At 71.5% G+C, this 15,291-nt stretch carries 17 protein-coding genes and 1 pseudogene; 9 read left to right on the forward strand and 9 right to left on the reverse strand.

The genetic code is table 11. From position 1 onward, the window contains the following. A partial coding sequence (locus ABT08_RS08930; protein ID WP_353743286.1) for a sensor histidine kinase occupies nt 1–996 on the forward strand: 996 nt, incomplete at its 5' end. A gap of 28 nt (nt 997–1,024) precedes the next feature. Here ABT08_RS08930 and ABT08_RS08935 read toward each other — a convergent pair. The 3 genes from ABT08_RS08935 to ABT08_RS08945 are packed head-to-tail and all read right to left on the reverse strand — an operon-like array spanning nt 1,025 to nt 3,866. Continuing rightward, on the reverse strand, nt 1,025–1,840 hold the full coding sequence (locus ABT08_RS08935) for an FAD:protein FMN transferase (RefSeq protein ID WP_288114733.1): 816 nt from the start codon (nt 1,838–1,840) through the stop codon (nt 1,025–1,027). Beyond that, nucleotides 1,840–2,388 carry an FMN-binding protein gene (locus ABT08_RS08940; protein WP_056208216.1) on the reverse strand — a complete coding sequence of 183 codons (549 nt, stop codon included), beginning with the start codon at nt 2,386–2,388 and terminating at the stop codon, nt 1,840–1,842. The genes ABT08_RS08935 and ABT08_RS08940 overlap by 1 nt, the downstream gene beginning before the upstream one ends. A gap of 50 nt (nt 2,389–2,438) precedes the next feature. Beyond that, nucleotides 2,439–3,866 carry a ferredoxin reductase family protein gene (locus tag ABT08_RS08945; protein ID WP_288114735.1) on the reverse strand — a complete coding sequence of 476 codons (1,428 nt, stop codon included), beginning with the start codon at nt 3,864–3,866 and terminating at the stop codon, nt 2,439–2,441. Nucleotides 3,867–4,037: 171 nt separating this feature from the next. Between ABT08_RS08945 and ABT08_RS08950 the strand changes: the two genes are divergently transcribed. After that, a complete protein-coding gene (locus ABT08_RS08950) occupies nt 4,038–4,361 on the forward strand; it encodes a DUF7882 family protein (protein ID WP_045247391.1) in 324 nt (107 codons plus the stop codon). 55 nt (nt 4,362–4,416) lie between these two features. On the opposite strand, the gene ABT08_RS08955 is transcribed toward ABT08_RS08950, so the two are convergent. Beyond that, nucleotides 4,417–4,803 carry a DUF1304 domain-containing protein gene (locus tag ABT08_RS08955; RefSeq protein WP_056208211.1) on the reverse strand — a complete coding sequence of 129 codons (387 nt, stop codon included), beginning with the start codon at nt 4,801–4,803 and terminating at the stop codon, nt 4,417–4,419. A gap of 12 nt (nt 4,804–4,815) precedes the next feature. Continuing rightward, a complete protein-coding gene (locus tag ABT08_RS08960) occupies nt 4,816–5,538 on the reverse strand; it encodes an NRDE family protein (RefSeq protein WP_056208208.1) in 723 nt (240 codons plus the stop codon). A 53-nt stretch (nt 5,539–5,591) separates the two neighbouring features. On the opposite strand from ABT08_RS08960, the gene coaBC reads away from it, so the two are divergent. After that, nucleotides 5,592–6,800: a bifunctional phosphopantothenoylcysteine decarboxylase/phosphopantothenate--cysteine ligase CoaBC gene (gene coaBC, locus ABT08_RS08965; RefSeq protein ID WP_288114738.1), complete on the forward strand. Its 1,209-nt coding sequence runs from the start codon at nt 5,592–5,594 to the stop codon at nt 6,798–6,800. Between the two features lie 21 nt (nt 6,801–6,821). Here the strand turns inward: coaBC and ABT08_RS08970 are convergent, their stop codons facing one another. Continuing rightward, a complete protein-coding gene (locus ABT08_RS08970) occupies nt 6,822–8,549 on the reverse strand; it encodes an acyl-CoA dehydrogenase family protein (RefSeq protein ID WP_288114739.1) in 1,728 nt (575 codons plus the stop codon). Between the two features lie 127 nt (nt 8,550–8,676). Between ABT08_RS08970 and ABT08_RS08975 the strand changes: the two genes are divergently transcribed. Then, nucleotides 8,677–9,159 carry a PaaI family thioesterase gene (locus ABT08_RS08975; protein ID WP_048809104.1) on the forward strand — a complete coding sequence of 161 codons (483 nt, stop codon included), beginning with the start codon at nt 8,677–8,679 and terminating at the stop codon, nt 9,157–9,159. Nucleotides 9,160–9,189: 30 nt separating this feature from the next. Here ABT08_RS08975 and ABT08_RS08980 read toward each other — a convergent pair whose 3' ends face one another. After that, on the reverse strand, nt 9,190–10,131 hold the full coding sequence (locus ABT08_RS08980) for a DUF4190 domain-containing protein (RefSeq protein WP_288114740.1): 942 nt from the start codon (nt 10,129–10,131) through the stop codon (nt 9,190–9,192). A 163-nt stretch (nt 10,132–10,294) separates the two neighbouring features. Between ABT08_RS08980 and ABT08_RS08985 the strand changes: the two genes are divergently transcribed. Together ABT08_RS08985 and ABT08_RS08990 are read left to right on the forward strand one after the other, a co-directional pair. Further along, nucleotides 10,295–10,948, forward strand: coding sequence for a hypothetical protein (locus ABT08_RS08985; RefSeq protein ID WP_156454713.1), 654 nt, complete (start codon nt 10,295–10,297; stop codon nt 10,946–10,948). Nucleotides 10,949–11,051: 103 nt separating this feature from the next. Further along, on the forward strand, nt 11,052–11,417 hold the full coding sequence (locus tag ABT08_RS08990; RefSeq protein WP_045247384.1) for a DoxX family protein: 366 nt from the start codon (nt 11,052–11,054) through the stop codon (nt 11,415–11,417). 711 nt (nt 11,418–12,128) lie between these two features. Here ABT08_RS08990 and ABT08_RS08995 read toward each other — a convergent pair. Next, nucleotides 12,129–13,043: an NADP-dependent oxidoreductase gene (locus tag ABT08_RS08995; RefSeq protein WP_056208186.1), complete on the reverse strand. Its 915-nt coding sequence runs from the start codon at nt 13,041–13,043 to the stop codon at nt 12,129–12,131. A 12-nt stretch (nt 13,044–13,055) separates the two neighbouring features. Next, nucleotides 13,056–13,805 carry an SDR family oxidoreductase gene (locus ABT08_RS09000; protein WP_056208183.1) on the reverse strand — a complete coding sequence of 250 codons (750 nt, stop codon included), beginning with the start codon at nt 13,803–13,805 and terminating at the stop codon, nt 13,056–13,058. Nucleotides 13,806–13,902: 97 nt separating this feature from the next. On the opposite strand from ABT08_RS09000, the gene ABT08_RS09005 reads away from it, so the two are divergent. The 3 genes and pseudogenes from ABT08_RS09005 to ABT08_RS09015 all read left to right on the forward strand — a co-directional run. Then, the gene (locus ABT08_RS09005; RefSeq protein WP_288114742.1) at nt 13,903–14,526 is read left to right on the forward strand and encodes a TetR/AcrR family transcriptional regulator; all 624 of its coding nucleotides are present in this window, start codon (nt 13,903–13,905) and stop codon (nt 14,524–14,526) included. 105 nt (nt 14,527–14,631) lie between these two features. After that, the gene (locus tag ABT08_RS09010; protein ID WP_048809100.1) at nt 14,632–14,859 is read left to right on the forward strand and encodes a transposase; all 228 of its coding nucleotides are present in this window, start codon (nt 14,632–14,634) and stop codon (nt 14,857–14,859) included. 83 nt (nt 14,860–14,942) lie between these two features. Further along, a pseudogene (locus ABT08_RS09015) lies at nt 14,943–15,291 on the forward strand (hypothetical protein); the annotation flags it as partial.

Consider the following 15,291-nt stretch of genomic DNA (forward strand, 5'->3'; position numbering starts at 1 on the left):
GACTCCGAGCGCCTGCGGCGTGCCGCGCGGCGCATCGGGCTGACCGTCGGCATCGCCTCCGCCCTCGTGCTGCTCGGCGGTGCGGGCATCCTCGTGTGGCTCCTTCTGGCGACCGGACGGCCCGAAACGCGCGCCGACGTGGTCAGCCCCGACCCCGGCGTGACCGGCTCACCCTCGGTTCCCGGCGGCATCCGCGCGTACGACCACATCGTGGTCGACGTCGACCGCACCGTGCCGATCGTCATCGCGCTCTCGCTCGTGGGCGTCGCCGTGCTCGGGCTCATCGCCTGGTACGCGGCGCGGCGCGCCACCCGTCCACTCGCCGAGGCGATGCGGCTGCAGCGCCACTTCGTCTCGGATGCGAGCCACGAGCTGCGCACCCCCCTCACCGCGCTCACGAGCCGTATCCAGCTGGTCGAGCGACGTCACCGCCGCGGGGAGGAGATCGACTCCACCCTCTCGGACCTGCGGCGCAATGCCGCCGCGATGGACGATGTGCTCACCGACCTGCTCGTCGCCGCGGAGGCCGACGCGCGCGATCCGTCGGCGCGGGCGGAGGTGGGCGAGGTCATCGCCGCGACACTCGACTCGCTGCGGCCGCTCGCCGACGATCGCGAGGTCACGCTCGCGATCGACGTGGCCGAGGCGGCATCCGTCGCCCTCCCGGCGACCAGCCTCACGCGCATGTGCGTCGCCCTCGTCGACAACGCCATCCAGCACACTCCGGGACGATCGACCGTCACGGTCTCCTCACGCATCGTGCGGGATCGGGTGCACATCCGGGTGACCGACGAGGGGTCAGGTATCCGGCCCGAAGACCGCGAGCGCATCTTCGAGCGCTTCGCGCGACTGGGCGAGACCGGTCGCCGGCGTGGCTTCGGCCTCGGGCTCTCCCTCGTGCGCGACGTCGCCGTGCGCCACGGCGGGTCTGTGGTCGTCGAGCAGACGGATGCCGCCGGCACCACGTTCCTCATCGACCTGCCGCTCGCGCGCTGACGCGTCCGGCGACCCGCCGGGCGTACGCTTACGCGCTCACGCGAAACGGATCGCCTGCCGCGGCGGCGACCTCCACCCCCGACACCCAGCGCCGGGTGCGCCCTCCGGCGCCGATCACCATGCCGCTGCGTCCCGGGCACTCGCGGATCCAGCCGAGGTCGTCGATGCCGGCGACCACGCCGACCGTCGCCCAGACGTCGGCGACGGCGAGACTGTCGGCGACCACCGTCGAGCTGGTCGCGCCGAGCGCCGCGCGACCCGTGCGCGGATCGAGGATGTGCGCCCCCCGCTCGGCCGTGCCCGACGTCGCGACGGCACCGTCGCGCAGTTCGACGACGGCGGCCAGCTGTCCGGGCCGCGCCGGGTCGGCGATGCCGACCCGCCAGTCTCGATCGAGACCCGCGGCCGTCGCGACCTGCATGTCACCGCCGGCGTTGATGGCCCAGGCGGCGACATCGGCGTTCTCTAACAGTGCTCCGAGATGCCCCCGGGCGACGCTCTCCACCGCCCAGCCCTTGACATACCCCGTCGGGTCGAACGCTCCGCCGAAGCGGGCGCTGAACAGTCCGCGGGTGACTGCCTCCGCCTCCTCGCACGCGCGGGCGACCTCTCCCACGCGAGCGTCGGCGTCGGCGAGGGTCAGCTCGCCGCGGCGGAGGCGGGAGACATCCGAGTCGGAACGATAGGTCGAGAACACGCGGTCGATGTCGCGCAGCTCGGCGAACGCGTCGGCGATCGCATCGTCGACGCCCGAGACCGTGGGGGCGTGCGTGAGCACGTGCACGCTGATCACCATGCCCATGACATCGGCCACGCGCACGGTGCGGTGCAGCTCGGCGCTCATCACTTCGCCTGGTCGATCGCGCTCTGCAGCGACTGCAGGTAGCCCTCGCTCGTGTAGGTCGCGCCCGAGACCATGTCGATGTTCGCGCTCTGCGCAGACAGGGTCTCGCTGATCAGCTGCGGGAGCGAGTAGTTCGCGATCTCGACGTCACGGCCGTTGTTGTTCGGGTACTGCGGCACGGCGACGTTGGTGATCTTCCCGCCCGACACCGTGATGGCGACCTGCACGTCGCCGAAGCGCGTCGAGGCGGCCGACCCGGTGAAGGTGCCGTTCTTGAGGCCGGTCGAGGTCGACGTCCCGCTCGAGGAGGACGACGAGCTGCTACCGGTCGACGCGGACGCCGTCGCGCTCGCCGACGGCGTCGCAGCAGCGGCTGATCCGCTCGTGGTGCTCGAGCTCGTGCCGCTTCCCGTCGAGCCGCCGATGCTCCCCGAGAACCCGGTCGTCGAGGACGCGACGGTCGTTCCCGCCCCGAGGGACGTGCGGTAGCTGAACAGCAGCACGACGCCGCTGACGGTCACGAGGATCGCCCAGACGATCTTCTTCATGGTGTGCGCTCCGTAGATGGTGAGGGACGAGAGGATGCCGCGGCATCCGCTCAGATCGAGAAGTTCTCGCTGTGGATCTGAGAGGGGAGGATGCCCGTGTCGAGCAGGTCGTCGCGGATGCTGTCCATCCAGTGGCCCGGCCCGCACAGGAAGATGTCGTACTCCTCGATGTCGGGGGCGATGTAGCGCAGCAGGTCCTCTCCCGCCCACGACGCGTGGGTCGCCGGGATCCAGGTGGAGTCGCCGTGCGAGCGGTGCCCGTCCAGCGTGTAGTGGCGCAGGCCGCGCTTCGCGACGAGGCGCGCGATCTGCGGCCGGCGCAGCCCGTGCGCGGGGTCGTGGTCGCGGGTGACGAGGATGGCCTCGCCGGGCGCGTAGCGCTCCGACTCGAGGAGCGCGACCAGCGGCGCGACTCCGGCACCGGCACCGAGCATGAGCATCTTCGAGCGGCGCCGCGCGTCGCCGGTCATCGCCCCGTACGGCCCCTCGAACATGACCTTCGTGCCCTTGCGCAGCCGCGTCATGCGGGAGGTGCCGTCGCCGACGATGCGGGCCGTCACCGTGAGCTCGTCGCCGCGCGGTGCGGTCGAGAGCGAGAAGGGGTGGGAGCGGGTCCAGCCGGGGCCGTCCAGGAAGCGCCAGTTGAAGAACTGGCCCGCCTGCGCGCCGAGCTTGTGGATGTCGCGGCCGCGCATGCGCACGGTGACGCCGTTGGAGCCGTCAGCCTCGACGGCGACGACCCGCAGGTCGTGCCGCATCGAGCGGCTCAACGGGACGAGGAGGCGGAAGATCAGCACCGCGGCGGCGGCGATCGCCCACAGGGTCCACCAGTAGGCACTCACCAGCGGCTGCCCGATGAAGTCCGACCCGGTCCAGAGCATGTGCGGGATGGCCAGCCCCACGCCGAGGTAGGCGTACAGGTGGATGAGGTGCCAGGACTCGTAGCGCAGCTTCTTGCGCGCCTTCCGGATCGAGGTGACCACGACGAGGATGAGCAGCCCGGTGCCCGCTGTCGCGAGCATCATTCCGGGGTAGTTCCACACGAAGTCCCACAGCTGCACGAGGGGATTCACGTGCGCGTTGACGGCGTAGCCGATGCTGAGCAGCGCGATGTGGGCCAGCATCAGCCAGAACGACCAGAAGCCGGTCAGGCGGTGCGCCCGCACGAGGCCGTCGCGGCCCCAGCCGCGCTCGAAGATCGGCACGCGCGCCATCAGGAGCACCTGATAGAGGAGCAGGTTGGCCGAGATGAGTCCGGTGAGTCGGCCGAGCGTGGAGTACGTCTCCGCATCGAGGCCGATGACCGCCTGGATGCCGCCACCGTGGATCCACAGCGCGAGGATGACGAGGCTCGTCCCCCACACGATGGCGGTGGCGGCGAGGTTCCAGACGAGTCGCGGCGACCGTCGCGAGCCGAGCAGCGCGTCGGTGGCGGCGTCCTGCCTGCGGACGGACCGTTCGGTGGCGTAGGTGGTCATGGCTCGATGGTGACCGCGCGGGCGCAAGAATTCGCCAAGAATGCGGGTTCCTCGGGCAACGCATAGGAAGCGCAGAGCCGGAGCAGATCGACGACGCCGTGCGGGCCGCTCCCGCACCGCGCGGGGCATCCGAGAGGCGCGGGATCGGCGCGCGGGGATTATGGTGGGCGCATGGGCACGATCTACTACGGCGGTTCTGAGACGCCGATCCACATCGAGGACCGCGCCCTCGCACACCTCAAGGTGGTCATCGCGACGAAGCTGCGTCGCGGCGAGAGCTTCACGCTGTCGTGGCGGCACCCCGAGGGCGAGCCGGTCGGTCGCAGCACCATCTGGCTGCACCCGTCGATCCCGCTGCGGTTCACGTTCCTCGACCCCGAGCCCGCTCTCCTGAGCCGGGAGTGGATCGAGGAGCTGGCGAGTTCGGCGAACTCGTCGGGCGGCATCATGCTCGTCGACGAGCACCTGCACGCCGGCGACGTGGCGTCGCGCTGATCACGCTGAACGGCTGACGACCGGCCGACGTCGGAAGTAGCCGGCGGCGGCGCGCTCAGATCAGCGCGAGCGCCGTCAGCACGACGGCGATGAGCGGGAACGTGCCCTGGATCGCGGCAGAGCGGGCGAGCTTCGGGCTCGAGAGCACGAGCACGAGGGCCGCGGCGAGCATCGACCCGGTGCCCACGAGCACGAGGGTCGCGCCGATCGTGAGCGACCCGGTCGCGACGAGCACGATGCCGATCGCGGTCGCGAGGGCGAGGAACAGGTTGTAGAAGCCCTGGTTGAACGCGAGCGACCTGGTGAGCTCGGCCTCCTCGGCGCTGCGCAGGCCGAAGATGCGGCGCGTGGCCGGCTCGGTCCAGCGCAGCGATTCGAGCACGAAGATGTAGACGTGCACGAGCGCGGCGAGCGCGGCGAACACGAGGGCGGCGATGATCATGAGCGCATCCTCTCAGGCCGGGTGCACGTGCGCCCACACGCCGGGCGCGGGAAGTTCGGCGTAGCGCACGTCGACGGCGTCGGTGGTCACCTCGGCGACGCACACGAGCAGCGACTGGGTCGGGATGCCCAGGTAGCGGTTGTCCCGCACGATCGCCGCGTCGCTCGAAGCCCCGTCGCCCGTCGACGCCGCGAGCACGTCGAACCAGTCCTCCCACCAGGCGCGGTCGCCGGTCGCCGAGAGGGGTGCGGCAGCGAACGCGGGAAGCCAGGCGGCGATGCGTCCGGTGGCGGGGTCGTCGACGTCGTCGTGGGCGACCATGTGGGTGCCCGGCCCGAGCACGGTCTCGTGCACAGCGGTGCCGTCCCACCGGGTGACGACGGATGCCGCGGCCCCCACGGTGAGCAGGTTGAACCCGCGCGTCCGGGGGGCGGCGGGCACGGCCTCGCCCTCGACGGCGGCGAGCGGCAGGGCTCCGCGGGAGACCACGGCGCTCTCGGGAAGATCGTGCCCCTCCGCCCGGTTGAGCAGCACGGCCAGCAGTCCGCGGTCAGGCGCGGCAGCGAGCCACGCGCCCCCCGCGCGGACGTCGCGCACGCCGATCACCCCCGGATGCGCCTCGGGCCACCAGTCGCCGAGCGGGTTCCACTCGCGCTTGGGATCCTCGTCGCGCACGGCGAGCACGCGGGTCGGATGCCGCGGGTCGTCGGGCACTCGAACGATCACGGTGCACATGGGGTCCTCCTGCAGCGGGCTGCCGTGCCCGCGGGTCGTGCGAGAATCGGGGCGTGTTCGTCGTCGTAGGGGTCACCGGCGGGATCGCCGCGTACAAGTCGGCGACGCTGGTGCGCACGCTGGTGAAGAACGGCCACGAGGTGCACGTCATTCCTACCGCGGATGGGCTGCGCTTCGTCGGCGCTCCGACCTGGGAGGCGCTCAGCCGTCACCCCGTGACGACGTCGGTGCACGACGACGTCGCGACGGTGCGCCATGTGGCGCTCGGGCAGTCCGCCGACCTGGTCGTGATCGCTCCGGCCACCGCCAACACCCTGGCCCGCATGGCGGCGGGTATCGCCGACGATCTGCTCGGCACGACGCTGCTCGCCACCACGGCGCCCGTGGTGGTCGCCCCCGCGATGCACACCGAGATGTGGCGGCATCCGTCGACCGTCGCGAACGTCGCGACGCTGCGCTCCCGCGGTGTCGTGATCGCCGGTCCGGCCGAGGGCGAGCTGACCGGGGGCGACTCCGGACCCGGACGCATGCTCGAGCCCGATGAGATCCTTCGGATCGCGCTCGCCGCCGTGCGCCCCCGTGACCTCGAGGGTCTGCGGGTCACCGTGACCGCGGGCGGAACCCGCGAGCCGATCGACCCGGTGCGCTTCATCGGCAACCGTTCCAGCGGGAAGCAGGGTGTCGCCGTCGCGCTCGCGGCGGCGGCGCGCGGCGCGCAGGTCCACCTGATCCTCGCGCACGTCGACGAGGGCGTGGGGGCCGCGGCATCCGTGCCCGGCATCGCCGTGTCGCACGCCGGCACCGCGGCAGAGCTGCTGACCGCGACGACGGATGCCGCGGCGACAGCCGACGTCGTCGTCATGGCGGCGGCCGTCGCCGACTACCGGGTGCCGCAGATCGCGGACGGCAAGGTCACGAAGGAGGCCGCCGGCGAGACGCTGACGCTCGAGCTGGTGCAGAACCCCGACATCCTGGCGGGACTGGCCCGTGACCGGCGGGCCGGGCAGACCGTCGTCGGATTCGCCGCCGAGACCGCCACCGGCGACGCGCTCGTCGACCATGCCCGCCGCAAGCGCGAGCGCAAGGGCGTCGACCTGCTCGCCGTCAACGAGGTCGGCTGGGAGGCCGGGTTCGAGGCATCCGAGAACAGTCTCTTCTTCGTCGACGCCGCGGGCGACATCGTCGGACGCACGAGCGGCTCGAAGCGCGAGACGGCCGACGCCCTGTGGGACGCGATCGTCGCGGTGCGCGCCGCGCACTGAGTCAGGGGCGGATGCCGCGCCTCACCCGATCTCGCCGGCGGCCACCGACTCGGCGAGCGCGTGCGCGTGCGCGAGCTGGTGCGCCCCGAAGAAGTCGGCCTCGGTGAGCCGGCGTTCGTCGTCGGCGTCGCGTCCGTCGTGTGCGAGGGTCGCGGCGACGATCAGCGCGTGCATCCACCCGCCGGCGACGAGCGCGAGCAGCCACAGGTAGTCGACGCTCACGGCGTGGGCGTCGCGGGGGCTGGCGCCGAAGCCGACCACGGCAGCGGTCGCACGGTCGGCGGCGGCGACGGCACGCTCGAGGCGCTCGGCCGTGCGGCGCGCGACCGGCTCGTCGGAGCCCGCCAGCGTCGCGACCGCGGCGCGCGCGAGGTCGAACATGCGGCGCGCGGTCTCGCCCTGGTTGCGCACCGTCTTGCGCCCGACGAGGTCGTTGGACTGGATCGCGGTGGTGCCCTCGTAGATCGGGATGATGCGGGCGTCGCGGTAGTGCTGGGCCGCGCCGGTCTCCTCGATGAAGCCCATGCCGCCATGCACCTGGATGCCGTCGGAGGCGATGCGCACGGCCTCCTCGCTCGCCCACCCCTTGAGGATGGGCACGAAGTACTCGGCGAGCTGACGGTTGTCGGCGTCGTCCGCGCGGTCGAACAGGTCGCCGACGTAGACGGCGAGCGCTCGCATCGCGCTGATGCTGCTCGACATCGACAGCAGCAGTCGACGCACGTCGGGGTGCTCGGCGATGGCGGTGCCGTCGGGGCGACCGGGCACGGGCCCCTGCAGACGGGCTGTGGCGTAGGCGGAGGCCTGCTGGTAGGCGCGCTCTGCAAGGCCGATGCCCTGGTGTCCCATGCCGAGGCGGGCGGAGTTCATCATGACGAACATGCCGGCGAGTCCGCCGCCGACCTCGCCGACCAGGTAGCCGGTCGCGCCGTCGTAGGCGAGCACGCAGGTCGGGCTGCCGTGGATGCCGAGCTTGTGCTCGACCGACACGGTCGTCACGGCATTGCGTGCGCCGAGCGACCCGTCGGGCTCGACGAGGAACTTCGGGGCGACGAACAGGGAGAGGCCCTTGGCGCCCGCGGGAGCGTCAGGGGTGCGGGCGAGCACGAGGTGCACGATGTTCTCGGCGACGTCGTGGTCTCCCCAGGTGATGAAGATCTTCTGGCCGGTGATCGACCAGCTGCCGTCGCCGTTCGGGGTTGCGGTCGTGCGGATCGCGCCGAGGTCGGTGCCGGCCTGCGGTTCGGTGAGGTTCATGGTGCCGGTCCAGCTCCCCTCGACGAGCCGGGACAGGTAGGTCTCGCGCACCTCGTCGCCCGCATAGGCGTCGAGCGCGTGGATCTGACCGTGGGTGAGCATCCAGCACAGGGCGAGCGCCGGGTTGGCGGCGTTCCAGATCTCCCCGAGCCCGGCCTGCACGACGGCGGGGAGGCCCTCGCCGCCGGCCGACTCGGGCGCCTCGGCGGCCACCCACCCGGCCTCCACCAGCGCGGCGTAGGCCTCCTTGAAACCGGGGGCGGTGCGGGCGTCGCCGTCGACGACGACGGTGCCTTCGGCGTCGCCGATGGCGTTGAGGGGGGCGATGACCTCGGCGGCGAAGTCGCCGGCGGCCTCGAGCACGTCGACGGCGTCGTCGGCGCTGAGGGCGCCACCCGTCGCGCGGGCGACGACGTCGCCGCCGAACACCTCGCGATAGAGGAATCCGTACTCGGCGACGGGCGGGGTGTACGGCGAGGACTGGGCGGCCATGGGGTTCCCCTCGTTGGGCGGGCGGCGCGCGCGACGCGGAGTCGCGAGTGACATCGAGAACCATAGTACGTGAGACTGAGTTTCACGAGTAGGGTGTGACCCGACCACCTCGATGCAGAGGAGCAGCATGACCGAGCACACCCGCACCCTCACGTGGACGGACCCGATCGCCGTGCGCGACGGTGTCGCCGCGATGAGCGGACTCGACGCGATGCTGGCCCTGCGCGACGGACACCTCCCCCCGCCCCCGATCGCGCAGACGATGAACTTCCGCCTGACCGAGGTCGAGCCCGGACGCGTGGTGTTCGTGTGCGAGCCGGGCGGCGAGCACTACAACCCGATCGGCACCGTGCACGGCGGGCTCGCGTGCACGCTGCTCGACACCGTGTGCGGCTGCGCCGGCCACACCACCCTCGACGCCGGCCAGGGCTACACGTCGATCGACATCACCGTGTCGTACCTGCGCCCGATCACCCTGGCGACAGGTCCACTGCTCGCGACGGGACGGGTCGTGAAGCCCGGCCGACGCGTCATCTTCACCGAGGGCGCGATCACCGACGCCGCCGGCACCGTGCTCGCCACCGCCACCAGCTCGCTGCTGGTGCTGTGAGGCAGAGCGGATGCCGCGGCATCCGCTCGTTCAGGACGTGAGCGGCTCGAGCAGCTCGACGTGCGCGATGTCGAACGCGGGAGCGCTGACGTCCTCACCCGAGACCGCACCATAGGTGTAGCTGCCGGCGACCGTCACCCACAGCTTCAGATGGTCGCCTTCGAGGACACCCTCGAGCGTCGGGCACGTGATGCCGTCACCGCCGCCGCCGATGACGTCGTGCGGGTAGTCCCAGCTCGACGTCGACTGCGCTGCGCCGACGCCGAGAAGCGCGAGGCACGGCCCGGTCGCCTCGTCGAACTGGCTGACGAACCCGTAGACCACGACCTTCTCGCCGACGTGACCGTCGGGGTCTGCGACGATGTCGGCGAGGACGGCCGCGTCGACGTCGTCGAATCCGGTCGGCACCGCGCCCGCGCCGGGTACGACGGATGCCTCGTCCCGCGGGGTGGCTGAGGGGAGAGTCTGCGGGCTCGCCGAGGCCGACCTCTCGACGATCGTCGGCAGCAGGGACAGCCCGACGATCAGGGCGATCGTCGTTGCGATCGAGGCCAGCACGCCGAGAGCGCCGAGGATGATGCCCGTGACCGGGAAGCCCTTCCGGGCGCCCTTCACGAGCGCCACGATTCCCAGCACGACCGCAGTCCCGCCGCTCAGGATGCCGAGCCCGGGAGCCAGCCCGAGGACGAACGCCGCGATGCCGACCACGAGCGCCGCGATCGCGAGGCCGCCGGCGCGGGGGCCGGACGACGCCCGGGGCGGCGCGGGATAGGCCGGCGGAGGCGGCAGCGAGGGTCCTGCCGGGGACGTCGCGTCCGGCGCTTCGATGGAAGGAGCGACGCCGCTCTCACCGGCGTCGGACGCGGGCGAGGTGACCGGAGCGGGCGGGTCCGCAGCCGGTGCTCCCGTCGGAGGCGCCTCCTCGCCGTCGTTCGGAGGAGTGGGGCTCTCGGGCGGCGGCACGGAGGTCATGCCGCGAGTATGACAGAACCTGAGAGCTCACTATGCCGTACCTCTGCGTCGGCTGGATGCTCGAACCTTCCGGCGCAATGCTCGATTCCCCCTGTCGCGCGCCTCGACCGATCCCTAGACTGGCGGCCACAACTCCCGCCTCGCGTCGAAGGGCGTTCCGCACATGTCGGATCCGGCAGGCCCCACCGCACCGCTCCCGCCGACTCCGCCTGCGCCGCCACAACGATCGCGCCGAGGACTGATCGCGATCATCGCCGTGCTGGCCGCGCTGCTCATCGCCACCGCATCGGTGCTCGTCACCGTGCTACTCATGGGCGGTGCGCAGGTCGCGGGCGCCGCCGCGACATCCGTGTCGACGCCGACTCCGACACCGTCGGCGCCTTCGTCGCCGCCCGCCTCGGCCACCCCGACACCGGCGCACACATCGAGCACTTCAGGATCGTCCGGAGGAGGCGGAACGGGCACCACGACGACCGCGCCGTCGACGGGGTCGATCAGTCACGCGGCCGTAGGCGTCGAGAGCGGCGGCGGAGACTGCTCGAGCACGCCCAACCTCCCGCTCACGGCAGCGTGGAAAGCGACCGGCACGACGCTCTGGTTCGGCGTGAACACCACCGATGCGAGCGCCGCACCCTTCCAGGAGTGGTCGCTGGCGACGCAGACGCAGGGCACCGCGACGGGCTTCGTCTACGACTGCTCACGGTCCTCCGAGCCGTTCACGTTCACGCTGTTGCACACCGACGGCACCAAGACGAACTCGACCGTGACCCTGCGCCTGTGCCCCGGATCCGTCACGCCGAAGCAGACCTGCTCGTAATCCCGCGCGCGGCGATCCGCGGCGCGATACTCTCGCGACAGCGACGAAACCCGCGTGACGACACCGAACGCGGCGTCGCACCCGCTCGACGAAAGGATGCCGCGTGCTCATCGCCCTCTGGATCGTCAACGTGGTGCTCGCGCTCGCCTTCCTCGCGACCGGCGGTCTGAAGATCATCCGCACGCCGGATCAGCTGAGAACGGTCGGACTCGCATGGGTCGAGTCGTTCACCCGTGGCCAGGTGGTGCTCATCGGCGTCGCCGAAGTGGTCGGCGCGGTCGGATTGATCGCACCGCTGGCCACCGGCATCCTGCCCTTCATCGCGGCCGTCGCCGCCGCAGCGCTCGCTGTGCTCATGGTCGGCGCGACCGTCGTGCATGTGCGCCGGGGCGAGAATCCGGCGCCCGCCGCCGTGGCGCTGGTGCTGTCGCTGGTCAGTGCGGTGCTCGGGGTGCTCGCCCTCGGCTGAGCGCGCCCCCGCGAATCCCCGCCAGCACCAGCCAGATCGCGCCGAGCGCCAGCTGCGCACCTCCGATCAGCCCACCGCCGGTCGCGAGGCTCCAGGTTCCGAGCGCCACCCACATGAGCGCGAACACGAGAGATCCGATCCAGCCGATGCGGATCCGGCGACGGGCGGACGAGTCATCCGTCATCATCGTTCCCCCTCACGACGTTGCCGTGAGCATAGCGAGAGCGCGCGAGCGGCGCGCTCAGTCCGAGATCAGCGTGCCGCCGTTCCTCGCACTGACCCGCGTCTCGCGGGATGCCCGGCCGGCACGGCGGGCTCCCCGCGCCACCCCGTCCCCCGCACGGGCGACAGACGGATGCCGCATCCTCCCGCTACCGTGAGCGCACGGAGACGGGGGTCGACGTGGCCAGAGCTGCGCGCGAATGGTGGGCGATGTGGACACTGCAGGAGCAGGATCTGTGGGCGGCCGCGGGTGACGGCATACTCGTTGCGTTGCTCATGCTCGCGATCGGCCTGAGCATCGCCCCCTCCGCCGTCTGGCAGGAGCCGGTGCAGATCGGAGCTCCTGCCGTCTGCATCGCAATAGCGACGTATGCGCGCGCCGCCCGCAGCGGCGCGCGCAGCGCTGGCGTGAGGCCTATCGCACCGCCCCGACCGGGCCGACTGACCGTCAGGTCGGCGCCCCGGTCTGATCCGCCGCATCGGCAACGATCAGGCCCGCAGCACGACCTTCTCCCGCACGTCTCCCGACTCGAGCAGCGCGTGCGCGCGGGCCGCGTCGGTGAGCGCGAACTCGCGGTGCGGCTTCAGGCGAAGCGTTCCAGCGGCGAGCAGCGGCACCGTGATCGCGAGCGCATCGGGTGCCCGATCGGGCGACGGGTGCGACAGGCGTGCGCTGCTGCGGGCGACCTCCGCCGACCCGACGAGGGTGACCACGCGCGAGGGGTCGCCGGTGGCGGCGACGGCCTCGACCAGTCCGCCGCGGCCGGCCGCGTCGATGACCGCGTCGATGCGGCGGACACCCGTGACGGCGATCCGCTCGAAGACCCCATCGCCGTAGACGACCGGCTCCCCGCCGTAGGCGGCGACGGTGTCGGCGTCCCTCTCCGACGCCGCACCGATCACGCGCACTCCGCGCGCGCTCGCGAGCTGCACGATGAGCGCCCCGACCGATCCGGCCGCACCGAGCACCACGAGAGTCTCCCCCGCCTCAGCCCCGACCTCGCGCAGTGTGCCGACGGCGGCCTCCGCGGACGCGGGCAGGGCCGCGGCATCCGCCCACGACAGCGAAGCGGGCTTCGGGAACCACACCGGCGCGGCGACGAGCTCGCCATACCCGCCTTGCTGCGGCAGGTGCGCGACCACCTCATCGCCGACGGCGACATCGGCGACGCCCGCTCCGACCGACTCGACGACTCCTGCCGCTTCGAACCCCAGCACCGACCCGGGGCCCTGCGGGAAGACGGCGGCGAGACGACCGCGACGGATCTGCAGGTCGGTCGGGCCGATGCCTGCCGCCCTCACGCGCAGCAGCACCTCGCCGGGCGCGGGCACGGGCGCTGCCATCTGGCGCCACTGCAGCACCTCCGGCTCCCCGAAGGCGGTCATCACCATCGCATGCGACATTGCTCGCCCCTCTCAGATCTGGCTCGCGCCGCCGTCGACGTACAGTTCCGCGCCGGTCATGTAGGCGCTGCGTGCACTCGCCAAGAACAGTACGGCCTGCGCGATCTCCTCCGGGCGGCCGAGGCGCTGCATCGGCACCCCGGCGGCGAGTCCAGAGAGCAGGGCGTCGGACTGCGCCGGATCGGTCGCGAGTCCGGCGAGTCCGGGGGTCTCGATCGGGCCCGGAGCGACGCTGTTGACCCGGATGCCGCGGCCGACGAGCTCTGCGGCCCAGCTGCGTGCGAGCGAGCGCACGGCCGCCTTGGAGGCGGCGTAGATGCTGAACGACGGGCTGCCCTTCACATCGATGTTCGATCCGGTCAGCACGATCGACGCTCCCGCGTTCAGCAGCGGCAGCACCTTCTGCACGGTGAAGACGACGCCGCCGACGTTCGCCCCGAACGTCTGGGTGACGTGCTCCCACGTGATGTCCTCGAGGGCCGCGAACTCGCCGCCGCCCGCGTTGGCGAACACCACGTCGAGGCCGGCGCCCCGCGCGGCGATCGCCTCGGCGACGCGGTCGAGGTCATCGAGCGAGGCGACGTCGGCCGCGACCGTCGTCACCGCATCTCCGAACTCCGCGGCCACGGCGGCAAGGCCAGCCTCCCGACGGCCGGTCACGACCACGTGCGCTCCCTCCGCCACGAACGCACGCACGGCCGCGAGACCGATGCCCGCCGTCCCTCCGGTGACCAGTGCGGTCTTTCCCGCGAGCTCTTCCATGTCCCTCTCCTTCTTTATGTACCGATCGGTACTAAAGGCAAGATAGGCGCGCGGGGATCGCATGTCAAATTTTTGTACCGCACGGTATGATTCAGGCATGGCTGAGACGAGAGAACGCGGACGACCGCGCGCCTTCGACCCCGATGCTGCACTCGACGCCGCCGCACGGGTGTTCTGGGTGCACGGGTACGACGGGGCATCCCTGACCGATCTCACCGCCGCCATGGGTATCAACCGGCCGAGCCTGTACGGGGCGTTCGGCAGCAAGGAAGAGCTCTTCCAACGGGTCATCGCCCGCTATGCGCAGACCGACATGACCTACGCCGAGCGCGCGCTCGACCAGCCGACCGGCCCCGCCGTCGCGCGTGCCCTACTTCTCGACAACATCGATGCCGTGACGCGCTCCGATCGGCCCGCGGGATGCCTCACCATCCAGGGCGGACTCGCCAGCGCCGATGGCAACGAGACCGTGCCCGCCTTCCTCGGGCGGAGCCGCCTGGCGGGCGAGCGACGACTGGCCGAGCGCCTCGCTCGCGCGGTCGCTGAAGGCGACTTCGTCGCAGGGACGGATGCCGCGGCTCTCGCCCGCTACCTCATGGTCGTCACCGAGGGGCATGCCGTGCACGCCACCGCGGGCGTCTCGAGACGGCAGCTGCGCGCGTCGGCCGACCTGGCACTGCTCGCGGTCGACGCACTCGCGGCGCCCGCGAGCACAGTGTGAGGCCGCACCCCACAACGCAGATCGGCCCCGGCCAAAACTGGGGCCGATCTGGTGAATGATTCTCCCTGCGTTTCGTTCCGTCCTTTCCTTTTGGAGGATGGAGTTATGCCAGGACCGTATCCGGACGAGTTCCGTCAGCGTGCGCTGCGGATGCTGAGCGAGGCTCGCCCCGATCACAAGACCGATCACGCCGCGATCACGCACCTCGCCGCCAACCTCCGGGTCAATCCCGAGACGCTGCGATTGTGGAAGAAGCGCCTCGACGTCGACGAGGGCCGTCAGCCGGGGACCTCGAGCGAGGCCCAAGCGGAGATCAAACGGTTGAAGAAGTAGATCGCCGAGTTGGAGGGGGCGAACGAGATCCTCCGGTCAGCGAGCGTGTTCTTCGCGACCGAGCTCGGCCGCCGCTCGTCGAGATGATCGCGTTCGTTGACAGGATGCGTAGTCGTTTCCTGGTCGAGCTCGTCTGCCGTGTGATGCGGCACGCCGAGGTGGGGTTCCTCACCGCCCGCGGATACCGGGCTGCGAAAGCGCGGCCCGCGTCCGCCCGGCAGCTTCGGGACGAGCTGTTGATCCCGGAGATCGTGCGGCTGCATGCGGAGAACTACGGCGTCTACGTGGTCCGCAAGATGCACGCGCTGCGGCGGCGACGAGGGCTAGGCCGTGTTGCTAAACGCGGTTCACTTACCGGACGTTGTGCCTACCGATGCGTCGATGCTGATGGATCAGGGCGTTCGGCATTGGTGTTCAGCGCGCGAGTTACTC

It is taken from the genome of Microbacterium sp. SCN 71-21 (assembly GCF_001725695.1).
GTDB classification, from domain to species: Bacteria; Actinomycetota; Actinomycetes; order Actinomycetales; family Microbacteriaceae; genus Microbacterium; species Microbacterium ginsengisoli.